The 13,123-nt window shown below is 65.0% G+C and carries 9 protein-coding genes and 3 pseudogenes; 3 read left to right on the forward strand and 9 right to left on the reverse strand.

What is annotated here, in order from left to right:
* Positions 1–97: 97 nt before the first annotated feature.
* Positions 98–1,138 (reverse strand): cell division protein FtsZ, encoded by a 1,041-nt coding sequence (gene ftsZ / locus USDA257_RS21260; protein WP_014765032.1) that lies wholly within the window; start codon positions 1,136–1,138, stop codon positions 98–100.
* Positions 1,139–1,462: 324 nt separating this feature from the next.
* Between ftsZ and USDA257_RS21265 the strand changes: the two genes are divergently transcribed.
* Entirely contained in the window at positions 1,463–1,657 is a 195-nt protein-coding gene (locus USDA257_RS21265; RefSeq protein WP_014765034.1) for a hypothetical protein, read from the forward strand.
* Between the two features lie 54 nt (positions 1,658–1,711).
* Here USDA257_RS21265 and USDA257_RS21270 read toward each other — a convergent pair whose 3' ends face one another.
* The 7 genes and pseudogenes from USDA257_RS21270 to USDA257_RS21300 all read right to left on the reverse strand — a co-directional run bounded on the left by USDA257_RS21270 (position 1,712) and on the right by USDA257_RS21300 (position 10,155).
* Complete coding sequence (locus USDA257_RS21270) at positions 1,712–3,424, reverse strand: HAD family hydrolase (RefSeq protein WP_014765035.1); 1,713 nt, start codon at positions 3,422–3,424, stop codon at positions 1,712–1,714.
* A gap of 181 nt (positions 3,425–3,605) precedes the next feature.
* The gene (locus USDA257_RS21275) at positions 3,606–4,214 is read right to left on the reverse strand and encodes a glutathione S-transferase family protein (protein WP_014765036.1); all 609 of its coding nucleotides are present in this window, start codon (positions 4,212–4,214) and stop codon (positions 3,606–3,608) included.
* A 273-nt stretch (positions 4,215–4,487) separates the two neighbouring features.
* Positions 4,488–5,531: an ABC transporter ATP-binding protein gene (locus tag USDA257_RS21280; protein ID WP_041414501.1), complete on the reverse strand. Its 1,044-nt coding sequence runs from the start codon at positions 5,529–5,531 to the stop codon at positions 4,488–4,490.
* Positions 5,519–7,544, reverse strand: a pseudogene (locus USDA257_RS21285) (ABC transporter permease). Before USDA257_RS21285 ends, USDA257_RS21280 begins: the two are co-directional and overlap by 13 nt.
* Positions 7,545–7,551: 7 nt before the next feature.
* Positions 7,552–8,522, reverse strand: a pseudogene (locus tag USDA257_RS21290) (ABC transporter substrate-binding protein).
* 244 nt (positions 8,523–8,766) lie between these two features.
* Positions 8,767–9,240 carry a methyltransferase family protein gene (locus tag USDA257_RS21295; protein ID WP_014765039.1) on the reverse strand — a complete coding sequence of 158 codons (474 nt, stop codon included), beginning with the start codon at positions 9,238–9,240 and terminating at the stop codon, positions 8,767–8,769.
* A gap of 21 nt (positions 9,241–9,261) precedes the next feature.
* A complete protein-coding gene (locus USDA257_RS21300) occupies positions 9,262–10,155 on the reverse strand; it encodes an NAD(P)/FAD-dependent oxidoreductase (protein ID WP_014765040.1) in 894 nt (297 codons plus the stop codon).
* A gap of 168 nt (positions 10,156–10,323) precedes the next feature.
* Here USDA257_RS21300 and USDA257_RS21305 point away from each other — a divergent pair, with 168 nt between their 5' ends.
* Positions 10,324–10,971 (forward strand): TetR/AcrR family transcriptional regulator, encoded by a 648-nt coding sequence (locus USDA257_RS21305; RefSeq protein WP_014765041.1) that lies wholly within the window; start codon positions 10,324–10,326, stop codon positions 10,969–10,971.
* A gap of 401 nt (positions 10,972–11,372) precedes the next feature.
* Positions 11,373–12,241 (forward strand): annotated as a pseudogene (locus tag USDA257_RS21310) (AI-2E family transporter); the annotation flags it as partial.
* Between the two features lie 14 nt (positions 12,242–12,255).
* Here USDA257_RS21310 and USDA257_RS21315 read toward each other — a convergent pair.
* Positions 12,256–13,068 carry a class I SAM-dependent methyltransferase gene (locus USDA257_RS21315; RefSeq protein WP_014765043.1) on the reverse strand — a complete coding sequence of 271 codons (813 nt, stop codon included), beginning with the start codon at positions 13,066–13,068 and terminating at the stop codon, positions 12,256–12,258.
* Positions 13,069–13,123 lie beyond the last annotated feature (55 nt).

Consider the following 13,123-nt stretch of genomic DNA (forward strand, 5'->3'; position numbering starts at 1 on the left):
TCCTTCTCCCCGCCTGCGGGGAGAAGGCTAGTCCTCGGGTTAAACCCGAGGAGAGGGGCAAATCCACGCCGCTTCCAAACCGGCTCCTGGGATAGCGCTACTGCAGCGTGCGAGTCGGCGTGGTAGCTCCCGCCTGACCGTTCATCGCCTCGGGCGCCGCAGCCTCGGTGCCGCGGCCACTGTCAAGGCCGGTTGCAACGACCGAGACGCGGAACGTGCCGTCCAGGGTGCGGTCGAAGATCGCGCCGACGACGATGTCGGCCTCGTCGTAGACTTCCTCGCGGATACGGGTTGCCGCCTCGTCCACCTCGAAAAGCGTCATGTCCATGCCGCCGGAGATCGAGACCAGCACGCCCCTGGCACCGCGCATCGAGACCTCGTCGAGCAGCGGGTTGGCGATCGCCGCCTCCGCCGCCATCATCGCCCGGCCCTCGCCGGCCGCCTCGCCGGTGCCCATCATGGCGCGGCCCATGCCCTTCATCACCGTCTTCACGTCGGCAAAGTCGAGGTTCATCAGGCCTTCCTTGACGATGAGATCGGTGATGCAGCTGACGCCGGAATAGAGCACCCGGTCGGCGATCATGAAGGCATCGGCAAAGGTGGTCTTGGCATCGGCGATGCGGAAAAGGTTCTGGTTGGGGATGACGATCACCGTGTCGGCGCTTTCGCGCAGCCGCTCGATGCCCAACTCCGCCGTCTGCATGCGCCGCTTGCCCTCGAAGCTGAAGGGCTTGGTGACGACCGCGACCGTCAGGATGCCGGCCCGCCGCGCCGCCTCGGCGATGACCGGCGCTGCCCCGGTGCCGGTGCCGCCGCCCATGCCGGCGGTGACGAAGCACATATGCGTGCCGCCGAGATGATCCATGATTTCGTCGATCGATTCCTGTGCGGCCGCATTGCCGATATCCGGCAGCGAACCGGCGCCGAGACCTTCGGTAATGGCCGCGCCGAGCTGGATCCGCCGCGCCGCCTTCGACATGGCCAGCGCCTGCGCATCCGTATTGGCGGCGATGAAGTCCACGCCCTGCAGGTCTTCGGTGATCATGTTGTTGATCGCATTGCCGCCGCCGCCACCGACGCCGATGACAGTGATTTTTGGGCGCATCTCGGTGATGATCGGCTTCTTGTACTCTGTCATGGCTCTTCTCCTTGGGCAGTTTCCCGGCCGTCGAAAGCTGCCCGTGCCCCGGGAAACGCGATCGAATGCTGTGCGGCGCGAATCACGAGCCTCCATTCTAGGAATTCAAAAAGGCCAGGGAGAAGGCAAGAGGGGCAAAATCAAGGCAAGTCCACAGCTACCTGTGCCATGGGCGAATTGGTATGCGGATTGATAGCAAGAGTTGCAGGCTCCGACGTCCGTCTCCGTCGCTGCGGCACGAATCCGAAAACCAATCCTGCGAGAAGGAACAGGAGGCTTCCCCGCACGTTCCAATACGTTCCCATCGAATGAGGAGTGGCTGCAATGGGTGTCGAACAAGCCCCGACGGCAAAGGGCAAGAAATCCGCTGGCGGCTTGCACAAGAGTGCCGCGAAAGAAGAGAAGAAAGTGGAAGCGCAAAAGGGATCCGATCTCGCCAAAGGCGCCGATCGGTTCGAGGAGCGTTCCAAGAGCTCGGACGGCAGGAGCGCCGGCACGAAGCAGAAGCCGAAACGCTAAGCGCTCGTTCCCGCCCTTCCAGTGAGACCGGCAACGCCCGTCGCCGCCGCTGCCTCAGTCCTTCTCGGACGCCGGCGCGGTGTAGCGGCGGCGGACGGCGTCGGCGAGCCTTTTCCGGCTCTCGGCGGGCGAAAGGGAGCGATCCTCTTCGATCCCTGCGGCCTCCTCAGCCAAGTCGGGATCGCCGATGCGCTCGCTGAACCATTTCGAATAGTCGCCGGCCCGCAGATGGTGCTCCCAGGTCTCGTCGTCGATCCCCTCGGCAATCTGCAGGAAGATGATCAGATTGTGGGCGCGCAGGTTCATCTTGTTCGCCGGGCCGCGGAAATAGAAGCTCGCGTCCTCGCCGAGATGACCTTCGGCATATTTCCGCGTATGGCGCTTTCGGACCTGCTTCGGCTTTTCCGCTCGGATGCGCTGAACCGGCGCGCCCGGCGCGCGCCGCCAGAAAAGCACCTCGTCGTCTTCGGGGAGTTGATCGAGGCCCAAAGGCGGCGCCTCGCCGACGGCGTCGCAAAAGGTCTCGATCACCTCGCGCGCCTTGGGACCGAGGGCGACCACCGCCGTCACCGACGCCAGCGCCCTTGGCGAGACCGCGTCCGGATGCACCGTGATCATGATCGTTCCCGAGATGTCGTCCGAAAGTGCCAGCGACGCACTGTCGCGGGACGCCGGCATGAGGTGATGGGCCTCGTCGACGATCAGCCAGTGGGGTCTGCCGGTCCGGGCGCGAAGCGCCGACAGGCCCGGCATCAGCTTGGCGAAGAAGGACGGCCGCTCCTTGAGTTCGAAGCCAAGCGCACTGACCACGACGTTGTCGTCCGGATTGGCGAGGATTTCGAGCACCTGACTGTCCGTCGGCGTGGTCGAACCGTTGCCCACGGTCACGGCGCCTTCGAGATCCTCGTAGTCGCCTTCCGGGTCGAAAACGCAGAACTGGAAGCGCCGCTCGCGCAAACGCTCCGAAAGAGCCGTTGCCAATGTCGATTTGCCGATGCCGGAGCTTCCGGCGATCAGCAAGACATCAGGCGGTCCGATCGCCACCGGCCCGTTCTGGTCCTCGCCGACCGGAACCTGGTGGCGCGCATTGGCACATGAGGCATAATCGCGCTCGATGATCTTGGCGATCAGTTCCTCGACGCCCTCGCCCCGCGCGCCATCCAGCACAAAATCGGCAGTATCCTTGAGTGCCGGCAGGGCGTTCGCGACCGCCGCGCCGCAGCCGCACATTCTGAGCAGCGCGTGGTCGTTCTCCGCATCGCCAACGGCCACGACATTAAGGAAGGAGAACTGCATCTCCTTCAGCGCCGCCTTCAGCCCCGTCGCCTTGTTGACGCCGGTTGGAAGTATCATCACCGCGCCCTTGTTGAAGATAATCTCAAGTTCGAGGCCGAGTTCATTGATCGCTTCCAGAGCTGCGGCCTGGTGCGGCTCCCAGGTGGCGACGATCGAGCGCCCGACCGATATGTTGTCGACCCCCTTCTGCCGCAGACGTTCGACGAATTCCGGTGGCGGCGCCGGTGCGACCGGCTTCTCCTCTTCGGTATCGGGCGAATAGAGCAAGGCGCCATTCTCGACCACCACCTTGTCGAACAGATCCAGATGGGAGAAGACCCGCTTTAGGTCCGGGAGCTCGCGCCCGGTGACGAGCAGCAGCTTGCGGCCCGTTTCCTTCAATCTTTTCAGAGCTTCCAGCGTCTCCGGCCGAACCGCACCGTATTCGGCCAGAGTGCCATCGTAGTCCGTCGCAAGGGCCATGAAATACATGCGCGCGCCGCCTCCGTTGCCGCCATCTTCCCCGGCATCGTCATTGCCGTGCTGACAGGGAACGTGCGAGCCTCATGCAGGTTCCCGCAGCGCGCGCGGCATCCGATCTGAACCATCTGTTCGGGGCGAACCGGCACCTTGTCAGTTTTACCCGGATGCGGTCCGACCTCCCGTTCCGCCCTCAGGCGTTCCAGCTCGGCCGGGTCCTCACACGCTCGTTCCAGCGCTGCACGTTCTGAAGCGAGTGCGGGATTTCCATGCCGAAGACCTCGCCCAACCAGCCGCACACGCCGGCGGTAATGTCGGCGATCGAGAAGCTGTCGCCGGCGAGGAATGGCCGCCCGTCGGCGAGCTCGCGGTCGAGCCAGGCCCACTTCTTCGGCACCGCCTGCCGCTCGGTCTCGGCGAAGGCCGGAAACTGCGTCAGGCGATCCTTGAAGAAGGCATCGGAGTGGACCGCGACATTGCCGATCGTGGCGAAGATTACCAGTTCCGCCCGTCTGTTCCACATCTCTACCTTGGCGCGGCTGACGGCGTCCGATCCGAAAAGCGGCGGCTCCGGGTGGGTCTCCTCGAAATAGCGGCAGATCGCGACGCTTTCGGTAATGACCGTGCCGTCGTCGAGCTCCAGCACCGGAATCTGGCCGAGCGAATTGAGTTTGAGGAATTCCGGCGCCCTGTGCTCGCCCTTGGCGAAGTCGACCTCCACCATCGGCACTTCGAGGTCCTTTTCTTTCAGGAAGATGCGCACCCGATAGGAGTTCGGTCCCATGCCCTGATAGAGCTTCATTGTCTCCTCCCTTGCTTCCCGCAGGCCTTTGCCTGCAAAAATCATGGCACAACTGATTGCAGATTACAACTGGTTTAATAGTTGATAAATTTGGTGCCGCCTGGCCGACCCCCGCGCCTGCGGAATTTCGTATAGTCCCCGTCATCCTCGGGCTTGACCCGAGGATCCATAATCAACCAATCGTCTCTGACGCGTTGTTGCACGGCTGCGCTTGGATCCTCGGGTCAAGCCCGAGGATGACCGAGGGAGAGTTGAACCGCGGCAACTCTATGGCTACAAACGCCAGCCGCCGCTCACGACGAGGGGCATCAGCTCGCCCTCTGCCATCGCCGCACTGCTATAGGCCTTCAGCCCCTGCCCGTCGGGCAGCGAGAGACTGAGCGCAAAGCGCTCCCCCTCGAACACGCATGAGACGACCCGCATCGGAATGCCGTCGGTGCCGCGGTGGACGTGCTCCGGCCGCACCAGCACGTCGGCAACTGGCCCCTTGTCGCCGGACGTCGTGCCGCTTGCGACACCAAACGCCGCCCGCAAGATCGGCCAGCCGAGCTGCCTTTCGCCGTTCTCCGGCAAGCTTAGCCGCAGAATGCTGCCGCGGCCGATCAGCCCGCCGACCACCGGGCCCTGCGGCCGGGCATAGATCTCCGCCGGCGGAGCCACCTGCAGGAGCCGACCTTCCGACATCACCGCCACTTCGGTCGCCAGCGCCATCGCCTCCGCCTGGTCGTGGGTGACATAGACCATCGTCGCGCCGGAGCGCTCGTGAAAGGCGCGGAAGGTCTCCTCCATCGCCTTCCTCAGATGCTGGTCGAGATTGGCGAGCGGCTCGTCGAGCAGCACCACGTCCGGCTGGGTGACGAGGCAGCGGGCGAGCGCCACCCGCTGGCGCTGGCCGCCGGAAAGTTCGGTCGGTCGCCGTTCGGCAAACTCGGTGAGTTTGACCAGCGACAGCGCCTCGCGGACAAGCTTGCGCCAGGTCGCACCAGATACGCCGCGCACCTTCAGGGGATAGCCGACATTCTCCGCGACGGTCATGTGCGGCCAGAGCGCATAGGACTGGAACACCATCGCCATGTTGCGCTTTTCCGGCGGCAGCGCGCGCTCGGCGTCCGAAAGCCGCCGTTCGCCATAGGAGATCGAGCCGTCCGTCGGCTGCTCGAAGCCGGCGATCATCCGCAGCACCGTCGTCTTGCCGCAGCCCGAGGGGCCGAGGAGCGCGAGGAAGGCCTGCCGGCGCAGCGTCAGCGAGACGTCCGCCACCGCCGGCCGGCCGCCTCCGAAATCCTTAGTGAGATGATTGAGGATCAGTTGCGCCACGGCAGCACGCCCTCCGGCAGGTACTTTGCAAAAAACTCCAGCGCCGCCATCAGCGCGATGACCAGCACGACGACGAGCACCGAGAGCGCCGAGGCGAGATCGGACGAGCCGCTGTCGTCGAGATTGAAGATCGCGACGCCGAGCGTCTGCGTACCCGCCGACCAGAGCAGCGCCGAGACCGTCAACTCGTTCGCCGCGATGAGGAAGACGAGGATGATGGAGGCCCCCCGCCGCCGGCGCAATCAGCGGCAGCAGCACGTCGCGCATGCGGCGGGAAAAACCCGCCCCGGCAAGCCGCGCCGCCTCCTCGAGCGAGGGGTCCATCTGCAGAAACGCGCTCATGACAGGCTTCAGGCTGACGGCGAGGAAGGAGGAGAAATAGGCAACGAGAATGATCCAGATCGTGCCGTAGAGCGAGATGCCGACGACCGGCAGGGGTGCGGCGAAGGTGAGGATGAAGGCGACGGCGAGCACGATGCCGGGCAGCGCATAGGGAACCTCGATCAGGATAGCGATGAGATTGGCGAGCGCACCTTTGCGGCGGACCAGCAGATAGGCGGCTGGCACCGTAACGGTGAGCAGCCCGAGTGCCGCGGCGGAGGCGAGGAACAGCGAATTCTTGAGCGCCGTCAGCGTGATCGACTGGCGGAAGAGGATTTCGCCATAGGCACTGAAGGAAATCGTCTCGAAATTGAGCGGCACGCCATAGGCCGGCACCAGCGAGCTTGCGACGAGCGCCAGCAAGGGCGCGACGAGCACCAGCGCCAGCAGCGCCCAGACCAGCGCCTCGAGCGCAATGCGCCAGCGCCCGAGCGCGAAGGCGGCGCGCGCGCTGGAATGGCCGATAAGGCGATAGTCGCGGCCGGCAAGGGCGCGTTGCTGCACGAGCAGCCCGGCGGCGGAGATCGCCGCGATCAGCGTCGAGATCAGCGCGATCTCGCCGAAGGTGGCGGCGCCGAAACTCGCCAGCCGGCTGAAGATCAGGGTCGGCAGCGTCTCGATACCGGCGGGAATGCCGAGGATCGCGGGAATGCCGAAATTGCCGATGCCGGAGACGAAGGCGATCGCTCCGCCGGCGATCAGCCCCGGAGTGGCCAGCGGCAGCACGATATCGCGGAAGACGCGGAACGGTCCGGCGCCCGCAAGCCGCGCCGCCTCGATGCCGTCGCGGGGGCTTGCCGCAAGCCCGGCCTTGAACGCCAGGAAGACGAGCGGCGCATGCTGCACGCCCAAAAGAAGAGCGATGCCGGAAAGCGAATAGAGCGGCTGCGGGCTGCCGAGCGGCGGCGCCAGCCCCAGCGTCTTCAGAAGCGGGCTCGCCGGCCCGGACATCTCCACCCAGGCAAGCGCCGTCACCTGCGGCGGGATCATCATCGGCAGCATGAAGGCGAAGCTTAAGATCAGCTTGCCCCTGATGTCGGTGAGCGCCACCGCGAAAGCGAAGAGCGAACCGAGGAGGAGCGAGACGACCATGCCGCCGGTGGCGGTGATGAGCGTGTTGCGGAGCGCCGCGAAGGTCGCCGGCTCGAAGATCAGCCGCGCCGCCTCCCCGTCAACAAGCCCACTCACCCCCGCCCCGGCGAGGCGGGCAAGCGGCAGCACCGAGAGCAAGAGCACGGCACAGAGCACGAAGGCCAGCAGCCAGCCCGGCTCGTCGGACGACACTCGCCGTTTTCGCGCGCGGAAGGCGAACCACCGCCCTCCCCGATCGGCATGCGACGCCAGCTTCGCCCTGGGGGATTGTTCTTCCGTAACGTAAGGCACCGCCGGCAGCTCGACGCCGCGCAACGCGCGCGTGAGTTCGCCGGGCAGTTTTGCGGGAGTCGTTTGGGGAGGCCGGCTTTCTGCCGCCTCCCCGCCGCCGAAGAGAAACCGCAATGGGCCGGAGCGCCGCGCCCTCGACAGCACGCGTCGAGGCGGCTCCAGCAACTTGAAGCCGGAGCCGCCTTCCGCGTCGGGTTCCACCGGAGCGCTCGCGCGCCGGCCGCGGGCGATCTCGTCCGCTCGCGTCATCAGGCGATCAGTTCATGCCGAAAATGCCGGAGAAGGTTTTCAGGTCCGTTTCGGAATTCTTGACCGCCGCGGCGGCATCGAGCGGCAGCAGCTTGATCGTCTCGCGGGCCGGATAGCCTTCCGGCAGCGCCACGCCGTTGCGGGCCGGGATATAGCCCATCTTTGCCGCAACCTTCTGGCCTTCCTCCGAGATCAGGAAGTCGACGAATTTCTTCGCGGCATCGACATCCTTCGCAGACTTCAAAATGCCGACCGGCTCGGTGACGGCGGAAACGCCATCGGCCGGGAAGACGAATTCCACCGGCGCGCCCTTGGCCTTCTCGCGGATCGCCATGAAATCGACGAGCATGCCATAGGCCTTCTCGCCGGTCGCGACCGCCTTCAGCACGCCGCCATTGCCGCCGGCGGCCGTCGCGCCGTTTTCGGCGAGTGCCTTGTAATAGTCCCAGCCGAGGCCGGGTATGCCGGCGAGCGTCTCGGCATGGATCAGCGCCGCGCCGGAGGTGACCGGGCTCGGCATGGTGACGAGGCCCTTCGCCTCAGCCTTGGCCAGATCCTGCCAGCCTTCCGGCTTCATCTGGGCGGCGGTGTTGTAGACGATGCCGGTGGTGATCATCTTGGTCGAGTAATAGGCGCCGTCCGCATCATAGAGCGCCCCGCCGCCTCCGGCGACTTGTGCGGCAGCAGATGCCCGCCCTCCTTCAGCCGCTGCATCGTCACAGTGTCGGCGATCAGAAGCACATCCGCCACCGGATTGCCCGCCTCGATCTCGGCGATCAGCTTGGCCATGATCTTCGTCGTCCCCTCGCGCACCCACTCGACCTCGACGCCCGGGTTCGCCGCCTTGAACGCATCCACCGTCGCCTGCGCATCCTCGTTTGGCTGGCTGGTGTAGAGGATCAGGTTCTCGGCGTAAGCGGCGGTGGAGAGAAGGCCGGCAACGGCTGCGGCGGCAACGGCGGAGAAAAGCGTTTTCATGGGGGGGCCTCGGTGGGAGAAAGATGGCGCCGAGGGATAGAGCGGGTGTTTTACAGGGGTGTGACAGGGGGAAGAGAGTGCGAATCAGCTTCGCGCCAATTGCGGTCGTCACGACGCGCATAATTAAACGACCGAAATGGGGCCGGTGGCGGTCTGTCCGCTCTTGGTTACCGCTTCTCGAAAGCAGACATCGGCGTGCGGTGCGTCGACGGCTCATTTGTGGCGGCAAGCGGTGACCAAATAGTCAGAGCCAGCGGCGAACCTCGGCCTTGTAGTGGCGGTAGTCGTCGCCGAACTTCGCTTCGAGATAGCGCTCCTCGCGGGCAATCACCTGCGTCTGGATCGCGATCAGCACCAACGGGAGCAAGGCGAAGGCGATCGGCCCGTCGAAGCCGATCGCAAGCCCGGCATAGATAAGCGCCATGCCGAGATACATGGGATTGCGGGTCCACCGATAAGGACCGGTCGTTGCGATGAGGGTCGTTGGCTGCGACGGCGGAATGTTGGTGCCCAGCCGTCGGAACAGCCCCGCCGCCAAAAGCATCATCGCCGCGCCGGCAACGAACAGCAGCGCGCCCGTCGCGACCAGCAACCGCCAGTCGATGCCGAAAGAGCGCAGGGTGACGAACCGCTCCGCCGCCAGCCCCAACAGCAGCGCTCCCAGATAGACGAAGGGCGGAGGGAAGCGCACACCCGCGCTGTCCGGTTCGACGGCCATGCTCATCTCCAATCTGTGCTCTCAAACCAGCATCGACTGCTGGGCGAAGATACCCGCCATCGCGCCTTGCCATGATGCCGTGGTGACCGAGGCCATGAGGGGGTTGGCGAGGTCGCCGGCGGCGTAGATGCCGGGCATGCTGGTTTCGCGGCGCTCGTCGACCTTGAGGACGATGCCGAGGGGCGTATCGACCGTGGCGAGACCCAGTGATTCATGCAGGCTTGCGGACGGCTTGTTGCGCGGATGCGCGAACAGGATGTCGACGGCGACATCGGGGTCGACATTGAGCTTGAGGGTGGGGTTATGGCCCCCATGACGGGTGATTTCAGTGATCCGGCCGTCGACGATGGGTGTGTTGCGGCGCGTCAGATCGGCCCGGATATCGGACGGAATGTCATGACCATCGGCGAAGACCGTCAACCTATCGGTCCAATCGTGGAACAGCCTGACCTGGTTGTGTGACTGCGGGCCGGACCAGACGAGGCCCCAATGTTGGCCTGCGACTTCAAAGCCGTCGCAATAGGGACAGGGCACGATGGACGTGCCCCAGCTTTCGGCAAAGCCCGGCACATCGGGCATCTGGTCGGTGATGCCATAACTCAGGATCAGGCGGCGCGCCGCAAGGCGTTCGCCACCGCCAGTGACGACAGAGAAATCGTCGAGAGCGCCGGAAACGCTGTCGGCCCGGGCATTGACCAAATTGATCGCAGGATAACGCGCCAACTGCCGCCGCGCCTCGGCCAGGATATCCGGCGGTGGCTTGTGATCGTGGCCGAGCAGGCCATGCGAGTGGCCGGCGAAGCGGTTGCGCGGCAGGCCTGTATCGAGAACGGTGACCTTCCGACGGGCACGGCCGAGCTGCAGGGCGGCGGCGAGACCGGCAAAGCTGCCGCCGACGATGATGACGTCATCCATGGTGATGGGCTCCGTATTGCGGATGGAGGGACTTAGGCTGGCGCGCAATCGCCTTGCGGCCAAGGCAAACCTGATCTGGAGGACACGATAAAATCACCTCTTGGAATTTCCGAGACTGCGTAGTATCGTAATTCACGAATAACGATACTGTCAAGGACTGTAATTATCGTGAGCGAAAATAGTCGAGGCAGGAGAGGCCGGCCCGCCAATGAGGCGCTCGGCCAAACCATAGTCGACGCCGCGGGCGAACTCTTTGCGGAATTGGGCTTTCAAGCGACGACATTGGACAAGGTCGCCCAGCGAGCGAAGATATCCAAGCTCAGCATCTACAGGCACTTCGAGAACAAAGAGGCGCTGTTTGGAGCGGCCTTTGCGGCCCGCTGCCAGCAGTTAATACCACAGGCCCTTTTTGAAGGCGTCGACGGCTCGGCCGAAGATCAGCTCATGGCGGTGGGATCATCGCTGCTTCGCACGCTGTTGCGCCCGGACGTCCGCAACGTCGAAGCCATGGTCATGGCCGACACGCCGAACCAAAAGTCGTTGAGCAAGGTCCATTACGAAGCCGGCCCCGCCCACATCACCGCCCAAATCGAGGCCCTGTTGCGTCAGTTGGACGCGAAGGCGGCTTTGAACGTGCCCGATGCTCTCCGGTCCGCCCGCTTGTTTGCCGCACTTTTCAAAGGCTCCGATCTCCTGATTGTCGCACGCTTCGATGAGGCGAGAGCAGAGGACGATAACGAGATCGAATCCTATTGCCGGTCGGCCGTCGCCATGTTCATCGCCGCGCACGGTGGCAGCGACCACGCGGGCGGATAGCCTAGACGAGGCCGCGAAGGAGTACTTGATATTTTGGATGCCCGCATTGACATCAACGCCTTGGGCGGTGTTCCAGGACCTGTGGCAGGCGGCGTAACCGCTACCACCCCATTCGAGGCCTTAGTGCCGGCTTAGCAGACCGTCAGCTTTCGGGAAGCTGCAACGGTGGTCTGAATGGCGGAAATGAGGGCGCAAAGCAGTCGTTCGCCAAGTGTGGCAAGAACGACTGGAACGGGCCGGAGGCGAACGAGAAGGCCCTTGTTGCGGGCAACCCATCTTCCCGCCGCCCCACCCTCGCGTACACTTCCCCTCGCCGCCTGATCCCGTTCTCACCCGGACTGCCGCGATCACCCGGCCATGCCGGCCCGTGGCGTGGGCGAACGGCGGCGGCGAGAGCCGCCATGGACGATGCGCAATCTCCAGTCAAAGCCGAGCCTGCCAGCGCGCCGGCGTCGATCGAGCCGCGGGTCACCGAGTTCCTGCGGCTCGCGTGCTGGCGCTGTTCGCCTATTGGTCGTTCACGCTTGTCGCCCCCTTCGCGATCATCGCCATGTGGGTCGGCATTCTCGCCGTCGCGCTCTACCCGCTTTTCAGGGCGCTCACAGCCCTCTTGGGCGGCCGCCCTCGCCTTGCGGCGGCTGTGATCACGCTTATCGCTTTAGCGGTGATCGCCGGCCCACTGGCGGCGATCGCCATGAGCTTCGCCGAAGCCATCCAGGCGCTTCTCGGAAAATTGGCAACCGGTATCCTTGCCGTGCCGGCCCCGCCGGATTCGGTGCGTGACTGGCCGCTGATCGGCAACTGGCTCCATACCGCCTGGGCCCAGGCCCCCGGCAATCTCGAAGCGACGCTGCAGCGGCTCGCGCCGTCGCTGCTGCAGGCGGGCGGCACGGTGCTTGGCAAGCTCGCCGGCATCGGCGTCGATCTTGCGGCCGCGACGATCCGCAATGTCGCGCGCGGCGTGATCGGCGTGGCGCTGCTGCAGGCGCTGCCTGCCGGGCTTGCCTTCTCGCTCTTCGACGTTCCCGTGGCAAGCGTGCTCGCCTTCGCTGTCCTCATATTCTGCATCATGCAAATCGGCCCGGCCCCTATCCTCCTGCCGGTCGCCGTCTGGGCCTGGATGGCGATGGAAACCCGCGCCGCCCTCGGCCTGACGCTGATCCTTGTCCTGATCAGGCTGATCGACAACATCCTGAAGCCGCTGTTCGTCGCCCGCAGGCTCAGGACGCCGATGCTCGTCATCCTCGCCGGCGTGATCGGCGGCCGCCTCGTAAGGCGGCGCCGTTAGCGCACCGCCTCCACCACATGCGCCCGGATCCGGCGCTCGATCATCCCGTTCCCGAACCGCTTCGCCAGCGCCTCTGCCACGGCCTGCGACACCGCCGCCAGCGCTGAAGCGTCGCGCTCCTCGATCTCGCTGCGGACGGGCGTTCCCTGGCAGATGGCCATCGCCGCGTCGGAAGCGGACACGGGGCCGTTCGTCTTCTCGAGCGTTTCGAGTATGATGTCGTGAAAGCCGGCAGCCTCGAGGTCGGCTCGGATAATTTCCGGATCCCCGTAACCGTGTGGCACGCGGCGCATGAAGCTCGGCGGGTTCTCCGGAAAGCGCGCCTTCAGCGCCTCCAATATCGCGTGCGCAACCTCGTTTGCCTCGATCCGATCCCACACGTTGAAGAGGAAGCGCCCGCCGGGCTTCAGCACGCGCCGCGCCTCGCGGTAGGCTTCCACCCGGTCGGGGAAGAACATCACGCCGAATTGGCACAGGACGACATCGAAGCTCTCGTCGTCGAGGGGCAACGCCATGGCATCCGCCTGCTGCCAGATGATCCGCTCGTCATCACCTAGCTTGATGTGCGCGACGTCCAGCATCGGCTGGTTTAGATCGGTCGCGACGAGTTGCGCCTCGACATCGAGCCTCGGCGCCAGCGCCCGGGTGACGACGCCGGTGCCGGCGGCGATTTCCAGCACGTCGAGAGGTTTCAGCCGCGCCGCCCGCTCGGCAAGGTCGACCGCATAGGGCTCGAAGAGCAGCGGCACCATCAGCCGCTCGTAGAGCTCGGGTATCGCACCGGCAAAGAGCTTGTCCTTATCTGCCATGAGTCCCTCCCGCCTCGGCCGGCCTAATCACGGGCCGGCGCGAAAACATCATACG

The organism is Sinorhizobium fredii USDA 257 (genome assembly GCF_000265205.3).
Taxonomy (GTDB): domain Bacteria; phylum Pseudomonadota; class Alphaproteobacteria; order Rhizobiales; family Rhizobiaceae; genus Sinorhizobium; species Sinorhizobium fredii_B.